Below are 22552 nucleotides of genomic sequence, written 5' to 3'. Positions count from 1 at the left end.
TTTAAATTTAAAATGAATGATTTAAAAACCCTGTTATCAGAACTGACTCATAAATTACAAGCAAAGCATATGACCATTGTTACTGCTGAGTCTTGTACTGGCGGGCTTGTCGCGAGCTTCTTAACAGAGCAGCCAGGAAGCTCAGCTTGGTTTGAACGTGGGTTTGTCACTTATAGTAATTTAGCGAAGCATGAAATGCTTGGTGTGGATTTAAATTTAATAAAGGCGCATGGGGCAGTCAGTAGAATCGTTGCTGAAGCAATGGTTGAAGGCGCTTTAGAGCATAGTGCAGCCGATGTCGCGTTAGCCGTAACAGGCATTGCGGGCCCTACGGGCGGTAGTCTTAAAAAACCGGTAGGCACCGTTTATTTTGCATTTGCTTTACGAAACCAACAACCACGCAGCGAGCACCATTATTTTAGCAGTAAAGGACGAGAAGACATTCGCCTGCTTTCTTGTCGCCAGGCTTTTTTAGGTGTACTTGCTTTATTAGCTAATTAGGTAATTTAAGAATACCTTTACCAATCAACCACTTCTAAGGCTTCATTATTTTCTAGTCAAAATGACCATTTTAATTGTCTTAATAATCTATCAAATGGTTAATAATTGTTTGCTGCAGGCTAGTATCTATGGGATAATTTACCCCGTTAGTAGACTATAGTGGATAATATAATGGAAACGAATAAACAAAAAGCATTAGGTGCTGCTCTCGCACAAATTGAACGACAATTTGGTAAAGGTTCGGTCATGCGGTTAGGTGATGATAGTTTATCAAATCGCGACATTGAAGCCATTTCAACAGGCTCTTTAGGCCTTGATATTGCCTTAGGCATTGGTGGCCTACCAAAGGGACGTATCGTAGAAATTTATGGCCCTGAGTCCTCAGGTAAAACAACCCTAACGTTACAAGTTATTGCAGAATGCCAAAAAGCTGGCGGCACAGCTGCCTTTATCGATGCTGAACATGCACTAGATCCTAGTTATGCGGCTAAGTTAGGTGTGAATGTTGATGATTTATTAATCTCTCAGCCTGACACAGGTGAGCAAGCGTTAGAAATTACTGACATGCTAGTTCGCTCTGCTGCTGTAGATGTCATTATTATTGACTCGGTTGCAGCGTTAACACCTAAAGCAGAAATTGAGGGTGAAATGGGTGATGCGCATGTCGGATTACAAGCGCGATTAATGTCGCAAGCATTACGTAAACTAACAGCAAATATTAAACGTTCTAATACCTTGGTTGTTTTTATTAACCAAATTCGTATGAAAATTGGTGTAATGTTTGGTAATCCTGAGACCACAACAGGTGGTAATGCCTTAAAATTCTATGCATCTGTCCGTTTGGATATACGACGTGTTGGCTCAATTAAAAAAGCCGAAGAAATATTAGGTAATGAAACACGCGTAAAAGTTGTTAAAAACAAAGTTGCGCCGCCCTTTAAGACAGTTGATTTCGATATTCTCTATAACGAAGGAATTTCACGAGAGAGTGAAGTAATTAACTTAGGTACGCAACTAGGACTAATTGAAAAATCTGGCGCTTGGTATAGTTATAAACAAGAAAAAATTGGCCAAGGTAAGGAAAATGTACGCATGTACCTTAAGGAAAAACCAGAGGTTGCAGCAGAGCTTGAAAAGTTAATTAGAGCGGAATTACTTAATAAAAAGTCAACGACGGAAGCTCAGGCTGCGGTTCAAGAAGAAGAATTAGAGTCAATGGATGACTAAGGCATTTGATTGCGCCGTGCGTTTACTCGCAAGGCGCGAGCATGGTATGCATGAATTAATAACTAAATTAACCAGCAAAGGCTATCTGCTACAAGAAAGTAAAGAAGCGGTTGATAAGTGCCAAGAACTCGATTTACAAAGTGATAAGCGATTTGCTGAAACCATTTGTTATACCAGATTTCAGCAAGGCTATGGGCCTGTAAGAATCATGCAAGAGCTAAAATCTAACCATATTAACAAAGAAATAGCGGCAGAGGCATTAAACGCCTATCACGGGCAGTGGGAGAAACAAGCTTCTATTGTTTGGCAAAAGAAATTTAAAGGCCTTAAGTCTGCGCTACTTTCTGATTCCCAAAAGCAATTACGCTTTCTCATTTATCGCGGTTTTCCAGCAGAAATTGCTGCAAAAATAGTGCATAATAATAACAAGATTTAGTAGAATTACTTTCCTAAATTAAATTCAGTGAGTTTCTATTACTTAATAGGTATACTGTGACGGGTATTCATGCGTTAGCTTGATAAATACAAGTCGTTAACGTGAGTTCGATCGAAACGACGGTTATCCTTTAAAGTGCAGAATTTAAACTGATATAGATTAAAAAAAGCAGTTCGCTATAAAAAAATCATTACTATAACGAATTGCCACTACCGGCGAGTTGGGTTAAAAATTTACCTAGGCACTAACCATAAAAAATTATCTAAATTTGGTAAAATTAGCTAAGTAAATTAAAGAACAATGGCATCAATTCATACAAAAAAACGCCAACTCAATTATTATGAATTAGCAATGAGTTTGTATTATGAAAAGCTCTGAAATTAGACAAGCATTTTTTGATTTTTTTAAGGAAAAAAATCACCAGTTAGTTGAGTCTAGCTCTCTTATTCCTGCCAATGATCCAACCTTATTATTTACCAACGCAGGTATGGTGCAGTTTAAGGAAATTTTTTTAGGTCTTGAGTCTAAATTCTATACACGAGCTGTTAGCTCCCAGCGCTGTGTGCGTGCGGGTGGCAAGCATAATGACTTGGAAAATGTAGGTTATACAGCAAGGCATCATACTTTCTTTGAAATGCTAGGTAATTTTAGTTTTGGTGATTATTTTAAACGAGAAGCCATTCAATATGCGTGGGATTTTTTAACTAATATTTTAAAATTACCTGCTGAAAAACTATGGGTTACCGTTTATTTAAATGATGATGAGGCAGCTAATATTTGGCTAAATGAAATAGGTGTATCACCTAATCGCTTCTCACGTTGTGGCGAGAAAGATAATTTTTGGTCAATGGGTGATACCGGACCTTGTGGCCCTTGCACAGAAATTTTTTACGATCATGGACCTGATATTCCAGGTGGCCCACCAGGAAGCCCTGAGGAAGATGGTGATAGATACATTGAAATCTGGAATTTAGTTTTCATGCAATATAACCGTGATAAGGCAGGCGTTTTACATCCACTACCAAAGCCTTCGGTAGATACGGGTATGGGCTTAGAGCGAATCGCGGCTGTGGTTCAAGGCGTGCATAATAATTATGATATCGATAGCTTTCAGCATATTATAAAAGCTATTGTTGCTTTATCACCTTCGATTCAAGCAAATCATCCTTCCTTAAAAGTAATTGCTGATCATATTAGGGCGTGTGCTTTTCTAATTGCTGATGGTGTATTGCCCAGTAATGAGGGTCGCGGTTATGTGTTACGGCGTATTATAAGACGTGCTATACGTCATGGTAATAAGCTTAATTTACCTTCTCCTTTCTTTTATAAATTATTGGCTCCACTAATAGACGTCATGGGAGATGCTTATCCAGAATTAGCAGCTAACCAGACACACATTGAACGCATTCTTGTACAAGAAGAAAACCAATTTACTAAAACATTAGAGCAGGGGTTACGTTTATTGCAAGAACAAATTCAAACCTTAAGCAGTCAACAAATTCCAGGCGACATCGCCTTTAAACTATATGATACCTATGGTTTTCCCTTTGATTTAACCCAAGATATTGCGCGTGAACAGGGTTTAACAGTTGACACAGAAGGCTTTAATGCTTGCATGCAGCAACAGCGAGAGTTATCGCAGTCAGCGAGTCAGTTTACGGCTGATTATTCTAACGTGGCAATTCAACATGAATCCTCTGAATTTCATGGTTATGAACGTGATCACATGGATAGTAAGGTTCTAGCTATTTTGCATGAAGACAAAAAAGTTGACCGATTAACCGAAGGCCAGAAGGGTGCCGTTATTTTAGATAACACACCTTTTTATGCTGAAAGTGGTGGGCAAGTAGGTGATAAGGGTTATTTAACCAATGAGCAGGGACGTTTTAAAGTAAGCGATACCCAGCGACTAGGGCAAGCCATTGTGCATTATGTTGAAGTGTTACAAGGTGAGCTGGCCGTACAACAGGCTGTAGAGGCTCAAGTTGATACAAAACGCCGTGACGCTATTCGTCTAAATCATACCGCAACTCACTTGTTACATGCGGCTCTTAAAACTGTGGCGGGCACGCATGTGCAACAAAAGGGCTCTTTAGTCGATGCTGGTCGAGCTCGTTTTGACTTTTCTCATTTTGAGGCGCTAACTAAAGATCAAATTCAGCAATTAGAAACCATCGTAAACAATAAAATAAGAGAAAACATCGATGTAGCTACTGAGAATATGTCACTTGACGATGCTAAAAAAAGTGGGGCAGTGGCTCTGTTTGGTGAAAAGTATAGTGATGAGGTTCGGGTTTTATCAGTAGGCGATTTTTCTAAAGAATTATGTGGTGGAACGCATGTGAAACGAACTGGCGATATTGGTCTTTTCAAAATCATAGCGGAGTATGGTATTGCAAGTGGAGTCAGACGTATTGAAATAGTGACCGGTGCCTATGCCCTAGAGTGGGTGAATCAGCAGATCGCACAGCTTGAAGAGGTTGCCCAAAAATTTAAAGTAAGTGCTGATAAGGTGTCTGATAAAGTAGGGCAGGTTTTAAATGAGTTTAAATTACAAGAAAAAGAAATAACAAAATTACAAGCGAAGCTTGCAGCTAATCAAGGAAATGAGTTAGCTAAAGACATCGAAAAAATTAATGATGTTAATTTATTAATTAAACAGCTTGATATGGACAACCAAGCGCTGCGTACCACCCTTGATCAGTTAAAGGGTAATATTAATAACGCTGTTATTGTTCTCTATACCATTGATCAAGAAAAAATTAATGTTGTTGCTGGCATAAGTAAAAGCCTATTAAATAGGGCGCCCTCAGCAGTAAGCTTGGTTAAATTGTTATGTGGTAAAGGCGGTGGCCGGGATGATATGGCGCAAGGCGGTGGCTTAGTTCCCGGTGATCTTCAGGCAAAAATCAATGAAATTAAGGTAACTGTTGCAGGGCAGGTGAGTTAAATTAAAGGACTTTAATGAGCTTTATAAGCGAATTTAAACAATTTGCCATGCGTGGCAATGTGGTTGATTTAGCTGTAGCAGTTGTTATTGGTAGTGCATTTAGCAAGATAGTATCGTCTTTAGTAGACGGTATTATCATGCCTTTTCTTGGTTTGTTACTAGGTGGTATTGATATCACCGATAAGGTATTCAAAATAGGTGATGCAGTCATTAAATGGGGGGCTTTTCTGCAGTCTATTTTTGACTTTACCTTAGTTGCTTTTGCAGTTTTTATTGTAATTAGATTCATCAATTTATTACAAAAAAAGCAAGAAGATGAGCCAGTTCATCTTAGTAATCAAGAAAAAATTTTATTAGAGATTAAAGAATTATTAGCTTCTAATCCTTCTAGAAAAGATAATTAAGATTATTTAAAGATGCTGGATGCCTGAGTGAAGCTGCGGTAATTCGTTATTTTAATTGACTTCATATCAGCTACCGAAATACTATGACTTGACCACGGTATCCATTTATTTTTGCTGCAAATTTATCCTAATTTTAAATATTAATGCCGAATTTCTCATGTTTCTTCACTAGTAATGTAGATACTATCTTTAAAATCAAGCTAAACTTTCATTAAAAGGCTAGCTATTTCTAAGGACAGTATTTACGTTTACTGACATCTCCGCGTAGGCGGAGATCCATGCCTAATATTAGCAACATGCCATTACCAGGCTAGATTCCCGTCTACACGGGAATGACAATATTCGGTGTTATTCATATTGCGAGGCCTAGCAAGTAGCCTGGGTGAAACAAAGTGAAACCCGGGTTACGGTCTTGCTGACCTACACCCAGGCTACATCTGAGTCCAACTTACCTTGCTTCTATTCATCTCATCATTTGGGAGAGGTAGAACCTAATCCAGTTTGAGAGCTACTTGTCAAATTTTTATCACTTTCGTTTTCTTTTTGAGAAAATAAGGTTTGAGGATTAGTAGAAACTTTTCCCTCTTTGGGATCTTCTTTTTTAGTACCTTCTCTATAATAATCATCTCGGATTTTTTGATTGTCTATTCTTTCTTGAGCTAATTTCTCTTGTCTACCAGCGTATTGCGGCTCTTGCATCTTTTCTGTCAGGTATTGAATAACTTGATTATACCGATTGATTGCCTGTGATGCTTTGTTAGGATCTAATGTTTTTAGCTTATGGTTAGCTAATTCCAGGGGGGTGAAGTTACTCCCGTTAAGTTTAAAAGGATCAGCGCCGTTATCTAACAAAAGCTTAATGAGTGCTAATTGGTTGACAGGAGAATCATGTAGTACTTGATGTAATGGGTAGTTGGAGGCAGGCCTAGTTGGCGGCAGCGGTGGGGTGATATATGCTTGATTACCTAAATCCTCTAATCGTGTAGCGGATACAGGTAAATTAACATCGGCGCCATATTTTATGAGTAGGTTAATCAACTCAGGGCGAGCAAACGCAATAGCCTGATGAAACGGTGTTAAATTATTAGTATATTCACCTTGATTGCTGATACCTGGGTGTTCTTTTAATATGGTTTCGATTTTAGTTAAAAGTTCTCTTGGTTCCCGTCCTGTGGAGCCTAAGAAAGAGTTTTGTGAGGCCAGATCCCACTGAAACATCGTGTTTATCAATTTCTTATAAGGATCTATCTCCTCAGTAGCTTGCGTTTCGTCTTCTTGCTTTCTCTTCATTACATCGACCTCAATTGTACTGCATTTTATTTGGTTAATAGTAAAATTATAATCTAATTGACTTAATTGCGCACTATATTTAGGGCTGATTTTGAGTAAATAATTTGAATTTTGACCATTATTGTCTATAATAGAGCAATAATTTTTGGCTAGCGGCGTTGTAGCCAGGATGAACGAGGTGAGAACCTGGGTTACGGCCCTATGGGCCTGCACCCAGGCTACATCTAGTTAATCTCTTACTCCGAAATACCGTGGCTTGACCACGGTATCCATTGCGATCTGGCTTACCTGTTTAAGCGTCATTGTCGCAACTACAAATTTTGAGCCCCTACATGCAAAGCGAGTGCATCATTAGGTCGGATCGTCGCTGTAAATTGCCCCTTAACATCGACAGTATACCTATGACCACTACAGCTAGAATCATTTAAGACTTCAGCATGCAGGATATCGCAGTAAACACCAGCGGGAAGAGAGGTTTGGAAGACGCGTTTTAGCTCGGTATTTTCATGATTAATGACCACATATCCCTTATTTCCTCGACCAAAAGCGATAGCTTGATAATCATTTGACCACCAGTTGGTTACAGGTGTGCCCGCGACTGTATTATGAAAATGAACCATATTCGCAATTTGACGGCGTTTATGCTGACAAGTCCATCCGTCTTGAAAACAGCTTACCACCTTACCGCTATTGGGTGGGCCTGTGTTGAAGTCTGAAAATTCATAACCAGAATAAATATTAGGTGCACCATAAGGATGAGCTAACATAAATACATTCGCTAAAATGTAGTTAGGTCCATTTTTATAAGTTAATGTGGAACCATTGCGTTCGGTGTCCCAATTATCCACAAAAGTACGAGCCTTATTACTTGGTAGGTAACCCCAGGCTTCACCAAAATTACTTAAATAACTTAAGCGCTCCTGTTCAAACATTCGTTTAAGATCGCGGCCATAGCGAAATTCATCAATACTACCTAGATCAATATATTCCATTGGCTGAACTGCTTCACCCTCGCCATAGATGACCTCTTGTACCCAAAATACCTTAGGATTACTTAATTTTGCTTTAATGCCTTGTAAATCGTAAGCAGAAATATGTTTGGCAGCATCAATACGAAAACCATCAACACCATAGCTAATTAATTTATTAAAATAGTCTGCAATTTTAGTTTGTACATAGGCGCTTGCGGTATCTAAATCAGCAAGCCCCACTAATTCACAATGTTGCACTTCATAACGATTAGCATAATCATTAATTCCATGGCGACAATTATGAAAATCCTGAGTTTGATAAAGTCCTGGGTAGTCATATTTGCTAAAGGCTGAGCCACCTGTACCAACGCCTGCTGTCATAGACATGTGGTTAATGACAGCATCAACAATAACTTTAACCCCTGCAGCGTGACATTTATTAATCATTGCCTTAAAAGAAGCTTCATCGCCTAAGCGGCCTGCAATTCGATAGCTTACTGGTTGATAAGATGTCCACCACTCATGGCCCTGAATATGCTCTTGCGGCGGTGATATTTCGACGTAACCATACCCTAGGGGCCCTAATGTTGTTGTGCATTCTTTAGCAATTGAATCAAATTTCCATTGAAACAGGGTCACGGTGACATCTTTAGGATTTGAGGTAGCTGCTAAAGTTAATGAATTAAGGCAAAAAGTTAGGAAAATAGAATTAAACAGAATCCCTGTAATAGTTTTGATTTTTTTAAAATGGGTTACCGTAAATCCTTTTAATAGACTAACCATAAGCTGCATCCTTTACATTAAATTTCTTATGTTAGCAAGTTTCTATTAAACCCTAAACTAGTTATTAATTTTTTAAAGTTAATTTAATTTAGTAGAAGTTAGTATTTATAGATGAACAGACTATACTAATTTAAGACATTTGAAAATAAACATGGGGAGAGGCCCTCTTAAAAGGAGCTTTTATGGAAATTAATTACATGGATTTATTAAAGGAACGCTCTACTCCGCTTAATAAACAGTATTTTACCTGGCGTGAAATAGGCGGCATCCTTCCAATCAGCAAGCTTGATGATGATGCATTTACGCGGGTAAGGATTATTTTAATGAATGGTATTGAATTAGATGCATTGCGCCTTAAGCATCTTATTGCACGGTTTAATAAAGACCTGCAATTACCCCTAGCAGAAATCCGTCGAGTAGAGCAGCATCAAGCGACAATGATTAACTGGCTGTTATCAGCTGATCATTCCCCGCTAGAAACAACGATTGCTTATGAACAAGTAGCTATTGAAGTCACAGCAGCAGTCGCTCAAACTGAGCCCGATCCTTATCAAGCACAGACTTATCGGTTTGGCTTATTAGAGGATTTTGATCATCTTTACCGTTATTCGGCCTTATTAGATAGACTAGAAGGAAAGGACGCCAATAATATTTTACAAGGTTATACTGATATTGTTCCCGGACGTCCAACCACGTTTCATCATCGGGCGCCAATTAATGATTTACGTGATTCCTATGATAAAGATAGAGCGGCATTATTGACTAAAATTCATGCAACAATGATTACAGCGGCTGAATATCAAACCCATGATTATTACATGAATATCGGGCCAATTTTTGCTGACCCTATCGCCAGACAGCTTTATGCAGAAATAGCCTCTGTTGAAGAACAGCATGTAACCCAATATGGCTCCTTAATGGATACACGGGAATCTTACATAGAAAAATGGATACTTCATGAAGCGACTGAGCTTTATAATTATATTTCTTGTGCAGAACAAGAAACAAATAATCGCATAAAGAAAATTTGGGAACGTTTTGTAGATTATGAAATCACACATCTTAAAATTGCCTGCGATTTATTTAAGCAATATGAACATCGTGATCCTGCCGAAATTTTATCAGATAAGCTGCCAGAGATGATAGATTTTACGAGCCAGAGAGACTTTGTGCGTAAGGTCTTGGCTGCTGAAGTTGATTTACGTACCGATGGGACTAAGTACGTTAAACGCAATAAAGAAAACAAAGATTCACTCGTTTATCGTGATCACTACAATGCTGAGGGCGTTCCTGCGGAAATAGTATCGGCAGGCTATAATTGGCGGCCTGGAACCGAATTAAACCGCCCAAACAGTTAAGGAGACATTATGGCTAAGACAGTAAATATGGGTATGAATCATACTGGGGTGCAAATGTCACCGCTAGATACAAAGAACCTATTAGATTACGTAAAAAAACATCCTGCTGATGTCTCAGGCGATGCTATGCAAATAAGTAAAGAACGAACCCGCTCAGCTAATACTGATAATGCCTTAGGGACTATTCCATTACCAGGCTCAGCTAAAGGAGCTATAAAAACTGGTGTAGATAAATTATTAGGAAATCAGCCTGAGCTCCTAATTGATAAATTAGGGGAGCGTCTGGCTTATGAACGTAGTGGAGTAAGGCTTTATGAGGCAGCAATTGCCAAAGCCATGGCATTTAAACAAAAACAGTTAGTAAAAGAACTAACTCATATCCGCGATGAAGAAGCAGAGCATATGTTCTTGCTTATAGATACCTTAAAGGACTTGGGCGCTGATCCAACAGTGATGACGCCCAGTGCCGATGTCATGGGTGTCATTGCCCAGGGTGTCATGCAAGTATTAACTGATCCAAGAACCAATATAGCGCATTGCTTAAATGCGTTACTGGTTATTGAACTAGGTGATAATGCCGCTTGGGAATTATTGATAGAGTTAATGCAAGAAAGTCAAAAAACAAAGCTTATAGGCAAATTCCAAAAAGCATTAGCACAGGAACAAGAGCACTTACACATTATTAAGACCCTTTATAAAAAATCACTTAATTAATGGTTTATACGGTAAATGATGAGCCTTTTCTCTAAATTGGTGCGTATTTATACGCACCAATTCTTAATTAGAATTTCAATTTTCGGTAAATGAAAAAAGGTAAGCGGGTAATGATAGCCATAATCGCGCGCCAAAAATGCGGATGATAAATAAGAGGCTTACCTGCATAAGTTGCTTTCCAACACGCTTCGGCACATTTTTTAGGAGGAGAGGCATAAAAAATACCAGGCAGGCCAAAGGTTTGAGCTGTATCAATAAAGCCTAATCTAGCTATAGTAATTTGCCGGTTCTTTTCAGGTGTTTGCTGCAAACCTTGTAAATAGACTTCAACTGCTGCTTTACTTGCACCATAAAGACTGTTTTTAGATCTGCCGCGACAAGCGGCAACTGAACTTAAGAAAATCAAACGATGCTGTGATTGAAATTTTTGTAAATAACCATGCACTAACTGGACAATACTGCTGATATTAATTGTGATCAGTGTTTTAATGGATGCAAAAGTAAGTGCTTGATTATCGGTAAAGTCACTATACGCAATAAAAAGAGCCAGTTCCTCTTCTTTTTCTTGTAAACATTTAATAAGGCTATTCATATCGTTGGTAAAGTCAAAAATAATAATCTCGCAATCAACTTGATGCCGTAATTGTAAATCAGCAGCGATAATTTCAAGTTCAGCTTTATCTCGGCCTATTAATAATAAAGGGTGGCCGTGTTGACCCGCAAGATGGGCAAACTCTTCAGCAATGATTGAGGTTGCACCTAAAATAACCCAAGTCGTTGGTTTCATGTTAACCCCAATCTATGAGATAAATTAGAACTTATCGGTGGTGAAAATTCGGTTAAAATACGATGAAATTGCTGATGGTTGGGGTACTGCAATTTAAATTGCTCAGCGGTAAGAAACAAATCTTTGGCTAGATAAACTTTTCCTTTACTTTCCGTTACTAATTCATTCATTTGTTTAATGGCATCTCTCGCTTTTACAGTGTTAATAAAGTCAATAGCTACAGTAAAACCGGGCTTAGCAAACGATAATAAGCCAGGGCCAGAGTTAGTAAAATATTTTAATACGGCTAATGTGGGCACAGCGCCATAGTGGCTAATGATTTTTTGTAATTCTGTTAATAATTCTAAGGCAATATCTTTGCTAAAAACACCTTGAAATTGTAAAAGCCCATTTTTGCCATATAAACGATTCCAATGCTTTAGAGAATCTAATGGATTATTAAATTGTGCAAGTGGTTGCAGGTAAAGCGACTCCTTGGCTTTATGAAAATAATAGTGATTGTAGAGTTTCATGGTTTGGCGAGTAATTAAGCGCATAGGTAATGACGGGATAGTTAAAGTCATTGTTTTTTTAGGCGTAATTTCTTCAGAGAAATGATTGCCAAACGTAAGGAGCGCTTGATTGGTGTTTAACAAATCAAGCCAGGCAACCATATACTCTTGTTTTTCTGCTTCTTGCTGCATGCGTTCTAGCAAGCTTGCCCATTGGTGGTGTTTTTCAGCTTGCGTTTGAATGGTGCGACTTGCTTTGCGCATTTTAATAGCGACACGTTTAATAATACCTGTTAACCCTAAGCCGCCAATCGTTGCTTGTAAGAGTTGCTGATTTTCTTGTGAGCCGCAATAAAACGTTTGCTCGCCTATTTGCACCTCAAGCCATTGAATATGATGTCCTAACGTACCTAAATGACTATTATTCTTACCATGAACATCGTTAGCAACCCCGCCACCGATTGTTGCATGGAGCGTACCAGGAATAACAGGGGGTATATAATGAGGGTGAAGAGAAAGTAATTCCGCAAAGGTAACAGCTGGCTGACAAATGACGGTTTCTTCCTGTTCATCAAACGCTAAAAAATGATTGAAGCGGGAGGTATCGACAATGATACCACCATGATTAATACAACAATCGCTGTAACTTAAGCCTTTTCCTCTAGCGAGCAAGGTTTGATGCGTTTGCTGACTGTATTCGAAAAGCATCGCTAATTGCTTTTCCTGTTCGGGGCGATAACACGTTGAGCTTGAGGTAATTGCTTGGCTAAAATTTGAAAAACGCATTTTTTTACTGCGCATTATATATTCCTAGCAAACATTTTATTGCAGATTAATCGAAAATAGTTACTAAAGTAAAACGTTTACTTAATAAATTATCTATAATTAACAAGAGTTCAGTATAAAAGCTATACGAGCTTTTGTGCGGCTAAACCAATATTAACTAAGATTAAACATCTTAAAGGATTATCATGAATCATTTACGGCAATTAAGTTTAGTTGTGACTGTTTGGTTTCCACTAGTTGCTTATGCTGCAGATGAGCCCGATATTGTAGAAGGGACTGAGGAATTTAATATGCAAATGTGTGTACAAAACAATAAAAATGAATGTGTTAATTCTCATTGCCTAACTTCAACAGATACAGAATGTATTCCTAATTGTGAGGATGCAGCAGAAGATAAATGTAAGGAAAAGGCGTTAGAACAATAGATTTCTTAGGCTAAAACAAAATCTATTGTTAATGCATGAGATCTGATAAATAGTATCTAAGGGAACTATATGCCTAGGAAAGGAATCTTAACTCAAGAAGAAATTGATGCACTACTTCGCATTTCAACGATTGATAATTTCGCTAGCTTAGAAAATAAGGCACCAGTAATAACTGAGAAATCTAATATTTCTCGTGAGCATCTAGCGATTACTACGCTCATGATTCGTTCCCTTTTAGCTACAAAAATAACAACCTTAGAAGAATTTCTCAATTGGCAAGTCGGTCATTTTTTGCCGTTATCTGTGTCTACAGTAACGGTTGACCTCGCTAAAACACCTATTTTCACAGCGACCATAGACAGACATGTTGATAAACGAGCTTTAAAACTAATTGATAAAATTGATTATGCACAAAAGAAAAAAAAAGAAGAACTGTAGTGAAGATGAACTGACTCACATGGCACATTTGCCTATTACGGTAAACATAGTTTATGGAAGTGCTAAAATTAATCTTTTTGATTTAATAAATCTCAAATCCGGTGATATGTTAGAGTTAGACCAGTATTTTGATGAACCCTTAGAGATATGTGTTAATGGTAAAGTGGTTGCCAAGGGCGAATTAGAACACCGTAAAGAAGGCTTAGGTATTCGAATTACGACTGTTCACAGTAAAGCTAAACGCCTTAGCTGTTTAAATAATTGATTTATTAAGTGTAGAGTACTAGACAGATAGGACTTATTGGCATGAATAGTGCATCATTTTATTTAACAAGTTTGCAATGATGTAATCGTTAAAGAATGCAGGGGGTTAAAGGGAGATAATATGGAAAGAAAGCAAGAAGTTAGAAGTAAAGCAGGCTTTCATCATATGTCTAATTTTAAACCGGTAAAAGTTATCGCTGTGTCTGCTGGTAAGGGTGGTGTTGGGAAAAGTAGTGTTTCCGTCAATTTAGCAATAGCACTAGCGCAGAAAAAGAAAAAAGTACTATTGTTTGATGCGGATTTAAGCTTAGCTAACATTGATATTATGTTAGGCCTATCAGCAAAGTATAATTTATCCCATGTTATACAAGGTGCTTGTCGTTTAACCGACATTATTTTAGAAGGACCTGCAGGAATTTCAGTCATTCCTGCGGCGTCCGGTACAGAATATATGACTCAACTTACGGCTGTTCAGCATGCAGGTATTATTGATTCATTTAATGAATTAACGGATGATTTTGATTACATGATCATCGATACTGCTGCTGGTATTTCGGATACCGTTTTAAGCTTTGCTCGTTCATCACAAGAAATCATTGTGATTGTTTGTGATGAGCCAACTGCTTTAACAGATGCTTATGCCCTGATTAAAGTCATGAATAAACGCTTTGAATGGAGCCATTTTCGCATATTGTCTAATATGGTACATCATTTGCGTGAAGGCCGAGAACTGTTTAATCGGCTTTATCAAGTCGCTGAGCAATTTTTAGATGTAAGGCTTGATTATTTAGGTGCTATACCATTTGACGAACGAATTCACGATGCAGTTAAAAAGCAGCAAGCCGTTTTAATTGCTTATCCTGATTGCAATGCTTCTAAAGCTTTTTATCAAATGGCAGTGAGTATTGAAAGTTGGCCATTTAAGCATTCATTAGGTAATACAAGCTTTTTCTTGGAGCGTTTAGTAACTAGAGAACATTAAAAGATTATTTGTAGCTTTATTCTGAGGCAGGTTTTGAGTTAATAAAAACGAAAAATACTAATAAGGAGACAGTCGTGGATGCGTTAGCAGCATACGGCAAAGCTACTCAACTAAATCAAGAAACGTTTGTTAAAGCTTATGCGTTATTAGTCAAACGTATTGCTTATCATCTTCAGGCAAAATTACCACATTCTATTCAATTAGATGACTTAATTCAGGCAGGCATGATGGGATTGTTAGAGGCCGCCAGGCACTATGATATCTCTAAAGGGGCGTCCTTTGAAACCTATGCCGGTATCCGTATTAGAGGGCATATGTTAGATGAAGTACGACGTAATGATTGGGTTCCTCGTTCCGTATATCGTAACGCGAGAATGATTGCACTGGCAGTCAAAACGGTAGAAAATCGTTTAGGACGTGAGGCAAAGGATAATGAAGTAGCTGCTGAATTAAATGTCAGTTTAGATGATTACTATGACATGCTAAAAGATGCAGCCGGAAGCCAATTATACGGTTTTGAGGATCTAGGTGTAACAGATGACATGCTTAAAAGTGATAGCAATAGCTTATCTGAGCCACATGCCAATGTGATGCAGGCTGATTTCAAGCATCATTTAGCAGAAATTATTAGAGGCTTACCTGAAAAAGAGCGCTTAGTATTATCACTTTATTATGAGCAAGATTTAAATTTAAAAGAAATTGGTGAAGTGCTCGAGGTAAGTGAGTCAAGAGTGTGTCAAATTCATACTCAAGCTATGTTGAGAATTCGCGCCCGTTTATCAATATAGCGTTCATAATAAGTCTTATTCGCTAGAAATAGCGAATAAGACTGTGCCTTTTCACTTAAAAAATAAGTTAGATCACTTAAATGCTTTTAAAAAGGAATTATTTTTGGCTATGGTTTATGATCATAGTAATACTCGTCTTATTGCTAGGGATGGCTTATATGCTAGCGATGCCCGGTCAATCTTATCGTGGCCCTTTTTTACCTCTATCTGTACAAGAGCAGGAAATTGCTAAGCTGACCCACGGCCATATTCAAGTATTGGCAGGCGATATTGGTGAGCGAAATCTCCTATGGCAAGAAGAAAATTTACGCGATGCTGCACATTATATTGAAAACGTGTTCACTAATCTTGGCTATCAAGTTACCTCACAAGATTATCTCGTACATAATAAACCTGTTAAAAATATCATTGTCGAGCTTAAGGGCACAATGAACGCTCATGAAATTATTATCATTGGTGCCCATTATGACACCGTCTTTGGCTCACCTGGAGCGGATGATAATGGCTCAGGCGTTGCGGCATTGCTTGAGCTTGCTCGTCTAATTAAAGGACAACAAACAAAAAGAACCATACGTTTTGTAGCCTTTGTTAATGAAGAGCCGCCTTTCTTTCAAACCCCGCACATGGGTAGTTTTTATTATGCTAAGTCTTTAAAAGAAAAAAATGAAAAGGTAGTAGCAATGCTTTCTCTAGAAAGTATTGGTTATTATGATTTAGAAAAAAAATCACAACATTATCCGTTTCCTTTTTCTTATTTCTATCCAAATACTGGTGATTTCATAGGTTTTGTTGCGAATATTGCTTCAAGACCATTATTATCGCAAGTCATTTCCTCTTTTCGTAAGCATGCCTCTTTCCCATCTGAAGGTGTTGCAGCACCTAGTGCGATAACAGGAGTAGGTTGGTCTGATCAATGGGCATTTTGGCAGCAAGGTTATTTAGCTTTAATGATCACTGACACCGCATTATTTCGTAACCCAAATTATCATTTAGCTTCTGATTTACCTAACACCATCGATTATTCGCGATTAGCGCGAGTGATTAACGGGTTAAGCGCGGCAATTTTAGATTTAAGTGAGCATTAAGCTTGGATATTATCTTTTGCATCATGAAAACCTGCTTCTCTTGCACAATGCGCACAGCAAAAGCAGTCATTTTCTACGGCAACTCCATGGCCAATAATTTGACAGTCACAATGCTTGCAATGTGGTGCCAGTTTATGAATAGCACATTCAAAACAATCAAACGTATAGGTTTGTCCTTTTTGATGTATTTCGAAGGCATGTTGATACGTATTACCACAAACATTACAAGCATTCATCTTAACTTCCTTATTAAGTAGAAGAATAATAATTATAGCAAAGATAAACCACTTTATTGCTTTACGTGAGTTTCAATCCACGCAGCAAAAGCAGACATAAACTGACTTAAGAAGTCTTTAGTGCCTTGATTATTGATATTATTATTATCGTCAAATAAATTGGCGATATGGCCAATATAAGCTTCTGGCTGTTGCATGCATAGGATATTTAAAAAAACAAAACATTGTCTTAAATGATGATTAGCACCAAATGCGCCGGGGCCGCCTGGTGAATTACTAACAACTGCACCTGGTTTACCATGCCAGGCATTGTGGCCATAAGGGCGTGAGGCAATATCTAAGGCATTTTTTAGGGCGCTGGGGATAGAACGATTATGTTCTGGGGTAACAAAGAGTACGCCATCTAATGCACTGATTTGCTTTTTAAATTCAACCCAAGGTTCTGGGGGGGTCATTTCATAATCTTGATTAAACAAGGATAAATGGCCGATTTCAATGATTTTTAAATTGAGAGATTCTGGCGCAAGTGCTATCAGCGCGTTAGCTAATTTAAGACTCCAAGCCTCTTTCCGTATGCTGCCAACAATGACTCCAATTTGGTAATTTGCCATAATTTTTTCCTTAAAATTTCCCTATAAAGGTCCCATTATGTACTAAAATTAATTTGGTATTCAATTAACTTAATTTAGTAGAGATTATGAGGAAAAACAAAAGTTATCATCACGTACTACCTAATAGTAAAGTTGGGTGGGACATTATTAAAGACAATGCAATTCGTGCTACGCGTAGACAAATTAAAACGCAGCAACTAGCCACTGATATTGCTAGGAAGATTAGTAAAAACCAAGGCACAGCGCTTATGATTCATGGTAAAGATGGAAAAGCTCGTGTAAGAGATCATCAGCATGAAAGAGACAGTCAATCATAGTATAGCGTCACCTTAAGTCGCTTACTTGCGCCTCGTTTAAAGCTTAGGGGTAACGTTATACTTTTAGCCTCAGCTAGAAAAAATCAATCTTTTTGCCTATATTTTAAACTATAATAATTAAGCATGAGGCTCTCTATGAACGTTAAAAATTATCTTTTAACTTTGTCTCTTATTACCTGTTTTAATCCAATTTTTGCCACAACTCAAGAAGGTGAAGACGCTTATAATGAGCAGCGCTATGAAAAAGCTTATCTGCTTTTATCAGAAGAAGCAGCAAAAGGCGATGCGAAGGCGCAGTATTTATTGGGTAAAATGTATTACAACAGCCAAGGGGTCACTTATGATCCGCAAAAAACAGAGCAATTATTATTGGCTTCGGCTAATCAGGGTAATGTGGATGCACAAGTCTTACTAGCAGGTTTTTATTGGTATCAAAAAACACCAGAAGGTTATCAAAAAGCATTGGACTGGTATAAAAAAGCAGCGGAGAAAAATGATCCACATGCTTTATATAGCTTAGGTTATATGTATGAAAATGGTAACGGTGTACCCCGTGATTATAATATGGCTATGTCTTGGTATAAAAAATCCGCTGAAGCAGGTAACCCTGAAGCGTCTTTAGCGATTGGTTATATGTATGATATGGGTATTGGTGTGCCTAAAAATTTATCAGAAGCGATGAAATGGTACACACAGTCAGCTGATAAGGGCAATGAAAGTGCGCAATATAACCTTGGGCTATTGTATCAATATGGCGAAGGCGTTCCTAAAGATGAAACAAAAGCGTTTGAATTCTTTCAAAAAGCCGCTGACCAAGGGCATGCTAAGGCGCAATTACAATTGGGCACATTTTATGATACCGGTAAAGTTGTACCAACAAACTTCGACAAAGCGTTTTTTTGGTATAAAAAGAGCGCTGATCAAGGCAACCCAAATGCCCAATATAACGTAGCTGATATGTATTTGTATGGCGATGGTGTGGGTAAAGATACCCAATTGTCTTTAACGTGGCTGCGTAAATCTGCTGAGCAAGGCTTTGCTAAAGCACAAAATAAATTAGGTGTTTTTTATCGAGATGGTATTGGCATTTCAACAAATCTTGTAGAAGCTTATGCGTGGTTTGCTACGGCTGCTGCAAATGATTTCACAGACGCTGTTAAAAATCGCGATGATCTTGAGAAAAAGTTAACACCTGAACAATTAAAGCAAGCCAAAGACTTAGCAGCAAGTTATACCTCACGCTATAAACCAGAAGAAGATTAGGGCAGGCTAAGTTAGACTCAGTCATAAATAGAGCTACTTTTCTAAGTTCTAACCTAATTCAAAAGAAGTAATGCCATAAATCTGCTGATAAGTAATGGGCGGTTCTTCTTTTAAATACATACGGCCCGTAGAAAAGACTTGGTTTCCTTTGTATTTTTTAACTAACTCAAGGGCGAATTGATTATTTTCAGGAATATCTAAATAAATAGATTTATTAGCATGTCTGATAAGTTGCAGAAATAAAGCCTCTGCAATCTCTGGTGTTTGGGCAAATAAGGGGCCAATTTTATACCCACTTTGACAGGCGCGAATAACACCATAGCCTCGTAGTTTTTCTTTTTCTAGAAACCCTAAACTTACTGCATTTGTTTGATTTATCCAACACTGTAAAAATGTGTTTCGGGAACTTGGAAAGTGTTGCCTATCAAATTGAGTTAATAATTCAAAACTAACTTGTTGCAAAGGTATGACAGATAAATTAGCACAATCTTTAGGAAAAAGATTAGTAAAATGATAGCGAGTATTCTTATGGGCAAGTTGAAAGCCTAAATGCTCATACTTAGTAAGCATGGCTAACACACCATCAAGACCTACGTTACGATTACCCATATAGTTAAGGCAGTGATGAGTTAATTTTAAGCCGTATCCTTGCTGCCTGTAGGCCTTGTCAACAATATAAAGTCCAAAAAAAGCAAATTGCTCATCATAAGCAACTGCCGAGCCCACAGCAATAATTTTACCCTTTAGCTTACCAGCAAAAAAACCTTGTGGGTCTGTTTGATAAAAACAATAGCCATCATTAAGTCCAGGATTCCACTCTTCCTGTTTGGCCCAATCTATTGCTAAATTTACTTCTCTGGGAGTCATCCGTTCAATAATGTAGTGCTGCATGATAAACTAACTTGAGTTTTTATTATTTTTAAATTTAGTAAAAAAAAGCTTCAAGTCAAATTTAGCCTAGGGAGATTGGCTTTTCCACTAACTTGCTTGTATAGTTAACCTGTAGAGTGAAATGATTGTTTGTAAAAGTCTATCTTTTAAAACAGTATGTCTTTATTAACTACATTAAGGATTGATGATGTTAAAGAAAATAACAACCTTAGGCATTTTTCTAATTTCATTGGCAAGTTCTGCTTCTGTCCTCGCAGCCGCATGTCCGCCGGCGGCTTTACCTTCAAGCGCTGCATTTTGTAAATCTTTTAAAGTGTCTGCTGAGTGCCATTGCACAAGCTCAGGATTACCAAAATCAATTTGTGGCAATATGCAGCAATTATATCAACGTATGCTTGCTCTATTCGGTTCTTTAGAAAGGGCTTGTGCTTATCAGCAAGAAACACCGCCTCAGGTTTGTAAGGATTCTTGGAATTGCTACCGATTAGGTGGTAAAGACTCAACAGGTAAACTATGTAGTAGTACTGGAAAATCCTGCAAATAAGAGTTTCTTTGGTCTTAAGTGAATTGAAATGTATAAAGATATTAATGTTTATGTAGGATATTGTCTTTTTATAGCCTCATTGTCTTGTTTTGCAGAAGGAAGCCAGCTTTTTTCCAATACCATATATGTAGGTCTTACAGGTGGTTATGGTTCAACAACTTGGGAAGGGCTAGTTCCTGCTGATAAGAATAAGAATGGTGCTATGACTATTTCAACCCCTATTCATGTCAATGAAGGGGGCTTCATGTGGGGGTTTTTTTCAGGCTATGAATTTAGCCCTCATTTTGCTATTGAGTCGCACTATCGTCATTATCCAAGTGCGCAGGTGGATTTTGATAAAGACAGTTTATTTGCGTTTGATCATCATAATACTACTCATTTCACTAGCCATACCGAAACAATTGGCCTTATGGGTAAAATAATGTTGATTGTTCCTAATACATCTATGCAAATTTATTCAGGCGCAGGCGTTGCTGGCATTCATCGTTATGATGTGATTAGTAATGATTGGCGGAAAGTGCCCACCTTTGATATAGGTTTTAATCTTATTGGTAAACATTTTATGTTTGGTTTGGGTGGTAATTATACAGCTGGCTATGGTGAGTCAGAAATAGATCCAGCGAAAGATTACTTTCCTTTTCTTTATTCTGTTTTTATGAACTTAGCTTATCGATTTTAGGATAGCGATCATTGCAGGGCAGCAAGATGTTAAAAATACTTCGCAATACTATTGGGCCTCTCTTTCTTATCATGTGTTGTACGCCATTTGTTATGATGATGTGGTATACCAACACCGCTTTAAATGGCTCACTTTCTAAACTTTGGCAGCTTATAGGGCAGCAAGGATTTTTTAAGACAATTTATCAAATCTGGCAGCCGGTTTTTTGGGGTTCTTCTACTGCTTGGCTAATTATCGTTACCTTTATTACCTTTGAAGTGCTGCTCATTAAAATTCTCCCAGGTAAGCAATTTCGTGGCCCTGTCACGCCTAAAGGGAATGTGCCTATTTATAAAGCCAATGGCATTTTAGCTTTCTTAACTACAATCGCTGTATTTTGTTTGTGTAGTTATTATTGGCAACTTTTTCCAGCAACAATTATTTTTGATAATTTAGGCGCTATTTTAGGCGCACTTAATATCTTAAGCTTAATTGCGTGTCTTTTTTTATACTTAAAAGGGCGCTATAAGCCTTCATCTTCTGATTCTGGCACCACAGGTAATCTTGTTTTTGATTATTATTGGGGCAGCGAACTTTATCCTATGCTGTGGGGAATCAATCTTAAAATGTTTATCAATTGCCGTTTTGGCATGATGAGCTGGGGATTGATTTTATTGTCTTATGCGGCTAAGCAGCAGCAATTATATGGATTGAGTAATTCAATGTTAATTGCTGTTGCGCTGCAATTAATTTACATCACTAAATTTTTTATTTGGGAGACAGGCTACTTAGCGTCACTAGATATTATGCACGATAGGGCTGGTTATTATATTTGTTGGGGTTGTATGGTTTGGGTACCTGGTATCTACACTTCACCTACCATGTATCTGGTCTATCATCCTAATCAATTAAATGCCTGGTTAGCTGCCACAATATTTATATTGGGTGCGCTTAGCATTCTAATTAATTATTTAGCTGACCGCCAACGACAGCTAGTGCGTGCCACCAGTGGGGATTGTAAAATTTGGGGAAGGAAGCCTGATATTACTATTGCAAGTTATTATACTGACACAGGTGAGCGTAAAGAAAGTATTCTTTTGCACTCGGGTTGGTGGGGAATTACCCGACATTTTCATTACCTTCCAGAAATTGCCGGGGCATTTTTTTGGTCAGTGCCTGCGCTTTTTAATCATTTCTCACCTTATTTTTATGTGACGTTTTTAACCGTTTTACTCATTGATCGCGCTTTTCGCGATGATGAACGGTGCTTAAATAAATATGGTCAATATTGGCAGGTTTACTGTAACCATGTTCCTTATAAAATCATTCCTTATGTTATTTAATCGTTTTAG

At 37.9% G+C, this 22552-nt stretch carries 26 protein-coding genes; 18 read left to right on the top strand and 8 right to left on the bottom strand.

The genetic code is table 11. The annotated features are described in order from the left end of the window. Positions 1 to 12 precede the first annotated feature (12 nt). The 5 genes from DYE47_RS10210 (at position 13) to mscL (ending at position 5518) form a co-directional block, all read left to right on the top strand. Complete coding sequence (locus DYE47_RS10210; RefSeq protein ID WP_115303168.1) at positions 13 to 501, top strand: CinA family protein; 489 nt, start codon at positions 13 to 15, stop codon at positions 499 to 501. A 171-nt stretch (positions 502 to 672) separates the two neighbouring features. After that, positions 673 to 1728: a recombinase RecA gene (gene recA, locus DYE47_RS10205; protein ID WP_115303167.1), complete on the top strand. Its 1056-nt coding sequence runs from the start codon at positions 673 to 675 to the stop codon at positions 1726 to 1728. Continuing rightward, positions 1721 to 2164 carry a regulatory protein RecX gene (locus tag DYE47_RS10200; protein WP_115303166.1) on the top strand — a complete coding sequence of 148 codons (444 nt, stop codon included), beginning with the start codon at positions 1721 to 1723 and terminating at the stop codon, positions 2162 to 2164. The genes recA and DYE47_RS10200 overlap by 8 nt, the downstream gene beginning before the upstream one ends. 364 nt (positions 2165 to 2528) lie before the next feature. After that, positions 2529 to 5114 carry an alanine--tRNA ligase gene (gene alaS, locus DYE47_RS10195; protein WP_115303165.1) on the top strand — a complete coding sequence of 862 codons (2586 nt, stop codon included), beginning with the start codon at positions 2529 to 2531 and terminating at the stop codon, positions 5112 to 5114. Between the two features lie 14 nt (positions 5115 to 5128). Continuing rightward, the gene (mscL, locus tag DYE47_RS10190) at positions 5129 to 5518 is read left to right on the top strand and encodes a large conductance mechanosensitive channel protein MscL (protein ID WP_115303164.1); all 390 of its coding nucleotides are present in this window, start codon (positions 5129 to 5131) and stop codon (positions 5516 to 5518) included. Between the two features lie 471 nt (positions 5519 to 5989). Here the strand turns inward: mscL and DYE47_RS10185 are convergent, their stop codons facing one another. Beyond that, positions 5990 to 6808, bottom strand: coding sequence for an ankyrin repeat domain-containing protein (locus DYE47_RS10185; protein WP_131750073.1), 819 nt, complete (start codon positions 6806 to 6808; stop codon positions 5990 to 5992). A 311-nt stretch (positions 6809 to 7119) separates the two neighbouring features. Further along, positions 7120 to 8562 (bottom strand): alpha-amylase, encoded by a 1443-nt coding sequence (locus DYE47_RS10180; protein WP_115303162.1) that lies wholly within the window; start codon positions 8560 to 8562, stop codon positions 7120 to 7122. Between the two features lie 182 nt (positions 8563 to 8744). On the opposite strand from DYE47_RS10180, the gene DYE47_RS10175 reads away from it, so the two are divergent. Together DYE47_RS10175 and DYE47_RS10170 are read left to right on the top strand one after the other, a co-directional pair. Then, positions 8745 to 9920, top strand: a complete 1176-nt coding sequence (locus tag DYE47_RS10175) for a hypothetical protein (RefSeq protein WP_174224094.1) — start codon at positions 8745 to 8747, stop codon at positions 9918 to 9920. A gap of 9 nt (positions 9921 to 9929) precedes the next feature. Next, on the top strand, positions 9930 to 10634 hold the full coding sequence (locus tag DYE47_RS10170; protein WP_115303161.1) for a ferritin-like domain-containing protein: 705 nt from the start codon (positions 9930 to 9932) through the stop codon (positions 10632 to 10634). A 67-nt stretch (positions 10635 to 10701) separates the two neighbouring features. On the opposite strand, the gene DYE47_RS10165 is transcribed toward DYE47_RS10170, so the two are convergent. Both DYE47_RS10165 and DYE47_RS10160 read right to left on the bottom strand, forming a co-directional pair. Beyond that, positions 10702 to 11421, bottom strand: a complete 720-nt coding sequence (locus DYE47_RS10165) for an SDR family NAD(P)-dependent oxidoreductase (RefSeq protein ID WP_115303160.1) — start codon at positions 11419 to 11421, stop codon at positions 10702 to 10704. After that, on the bottom strand, positions 11418 to 12713 hold the full coding sequence (locus DYE47_RS10160; protein ID WP_115303159.1) for an FAD-binding oxidoreductase: 1296 nt from the start codon (positions 12711 to 12713) through the stop codon (positions 11418 to 11420). Before DYE47_RS10160 ends, DYE47_RS10165 begins: the two co-directional genes overlap by 4 nt. Positions 12714 to 12883: 170 nt before the next feature. Between DYE47_RS10160 and DYE47_RS10155 the strand changes: the two genes are divergently transcribed. From DYE47_RS10155 to DYE47_RS10130, 6 genes are all read left to right on the top strand, one after another. Further along, a complete protein-coding gene (locus tag DYE47_RS10155) occupies positions 12884 to 13123 on the top strand; it encodes a hypothetical protein (RefSeq protein ID WP_115303158.1) in 240 nt (79 codons plus the stop codon). 69 nt (positions 13124 to 13192) lie between these two features. Continuing rightward, complete coding sequence (locus tag DYE47_RS10150; RefSeq protein ID WP_115303157.1) at positions 13193 to 13561, top strand: FliM/FliN family flagellar motor switch protein; 369 nt, start codon at positions 13193 to 13195, stop codon at positions 13559 to 13561. Next, complete coding sequence (locus tag DYE47_RS10145) at positions 13530 to 13826, top strand: FliM/FliN family flagellar motor switch protein (protein WP_115303156.1); 297 nt, start codon at positions 13530 to 13532, stop codon at positions 13824 to 13826. The genes DYE47_RS10150 and DYE47_RS10145 overlap by 32 nt, the downstream gene beginning before the upstream one ends. A 120-nt stretch (positions 13827 to 13946) precedes the next feature. Next, positions 13947 to 14807 (top strand): MinD/ParA family protein, encoded by an 861-nt coding sequence (locus DYE47_RS10140; RefSeq protein ID WP_425324453.1) that lies wholly within the window; start codon positions 13947 to 13949, stop codon positions 14805 to 14807. Positions 14808 to 14881: 74 nt separating this feature from the next. Next, positions 14882 to 15595, top strand: a complete 714-nt coding sequence (locus DYE47_RS10135) for an RNA polymerase sigma factor FliA (protein WP_115303155.1) — start codon at positions 14882 to 14884, stop codon at positions 15593 to 15595. 116 nt (positions 15596 to 15711) lie between these two features. Continuing rightward, complete coding sequence (locus DYE47_RS10130; RefSeq protein ID WP_207385184.1) at positions 15712 to 16680, top strand: M20/M25/M40 family metallo-hydrolase; 969 nt, start codon at positions 15712 to 15714, stop codon at positions 16678 to 16680. On the opposite strand, the gene DYE47_RS10125 is transcribed toward DYE47_RS10130, so the two are convergent. Beyond that, complete coding sequence (locus tag DYE47_RS10125; protein ID WP_115303153.1) at positions 16677 to 16916, bottom strand: hypothetical protein; 240 nt, start codon at positions 16914 to 16916, stop codon at positions 16677 to 16679. The genes DYE47_RS10130 and DYE47_RS10125 overlap by 4 nt on opposite strands. 53 nt (positions 16917 to 16969) lie before the next feature. Then, positions 16970 to 17527, bottom strand: coding sequence for an NADPH-dependent FMN reductase (locus DYE47_RS10120; RefSeq protein ID WP_115303152.1), 558 nt, complete (start codon positions 17525 to 17527; stop codon positions 16970 to 16972). Between the two features lie 86 nt (positions 17528 to 17613). Here DYE47_RS10120 and DYE47_RS10115 point away from each other — a divergent pair, with 86 nt between their 5' ends. Both DYE47_RS10115 and DYE47_RS10110 read left to right on the top strand, forming a co-directional pair. Next, positions 17614 to 17844: a DUF2188 domain-containing protein gene (locus DYE47_RS10115; RefSeq protein WP_115303151.1), complete on the top strand. Its 231-nt coding sequence runs from the start codon at positions 17614 to 17616 to the stop codon at positions 17842 to 17844. A 135-nt stretch (positions 17845 to 17979) separates the two neighbouring features. Beyond that, the gene (locus DYE47_RS10110; RefSeq protein ID WP_115303150.1) at positions 17980 to 19107 is read left to right on the top strand and encodes an SEL1-like repeat protein; all 1128 of its coding nucleotides are present in this window, start codon (positions 17980 to 17982) and stop codon (positions 19105 to 19107) included. A gap of 48 nt (positions 19108 to 19155) precedes the next feature. Here the strand turns inward: DYE47_RS10110 and DYE47_RS10105 are convergent, their stop codons facing one another. Together DYE47_RS10105 and DYE47_RS16280 are read right to left on the bottom strand one after the other, a co-directional pair. Continuing rightward, the gene (locus tag DYE47_RS10105) at positions 19156 to 20001 is read right to left on the bottom strand and encodes a GNAT family N-acetyltransferase (protein WP_174224109.1); all 846 of its coding nucleotides are present in this window, start codon (positions 19999 to 20001) and stop codon (positions 19156 to 19158) included. Positions 20002 to 20172: 171 nt separating this feature from the next. Next, positions 20173 to 20367: a hypothetical protein gene (locus DYE47_RS16280; RefSeq protein WP_115303148.1), complete on the bottom strand. Its 195-nt coding sequence runs from the start codon at positions 20365 to 20367 to the stop codon at positions 20173 to 20175. Position 20368: 1 nt separating this feature from the next. Between DYE47_RS16280 and DYE47_RS16275 the strand changes: the two genes are divergently transcribed. The 3 genes from DYE47_RS16275 to DYE47_RS10090 are packed head-to-tail and all read left to right on the top strand — an operon-like array spanning position 20369 to position 22543. Beyond that, the gene (locus DYE47_RS16275) at positions 20369 to 20542 is read left to right on the top strand and encodes a hypothetical protein (protein WP_165482043.1); all 174 of its coding nucleotides are present in this window, start codon (positions 20369 to 20371) and stop codon (positions 20540 to 20542) included. A gap of 28 nt (positions 20543 to 20570) precedes the next feature. Then, on the top strand, positions 20571 to 21221 hold the full coding sequence (locus DYE47_RS10095) for a hypothetical protein (RefSeq protein ID WP_115303147.1): 651 nt from the start codon (positions 20571 to 20573) through the stop codon (positions 21219 to 21221). A gap of 26 nt (positions 21222 to 21247) precedes the next feature. Beyond that, complete coding sequence (locus DYE47_RS10090; RefSeq protein ID WP_115303146.1) at positions 21248 to 22543, top strand: phosphatidylethanolamine N-methyltransferase family domain-containing protein; 1296 nt, start codon at positions 21248 to 21250, stop codon at positions 22541 to 22543. Positions 22544 to 22552 lie beyond the last annotated feature (9 nt).

Source organism: Legionella beliardensis (assembly GCF_900452395.1).
GTDB classification, from domain to species: domain Bacteria; phylum Pseudomonadota; class Gammaproteobacteria; order Legionellales; family Legionellaceae; genus Legionella_C; species Legionella_C beliardensis.
Note: the sequence above shows the minus strand (reverse complement) of the source record. Positions and strands in the feature narration are given on the sequence as shown.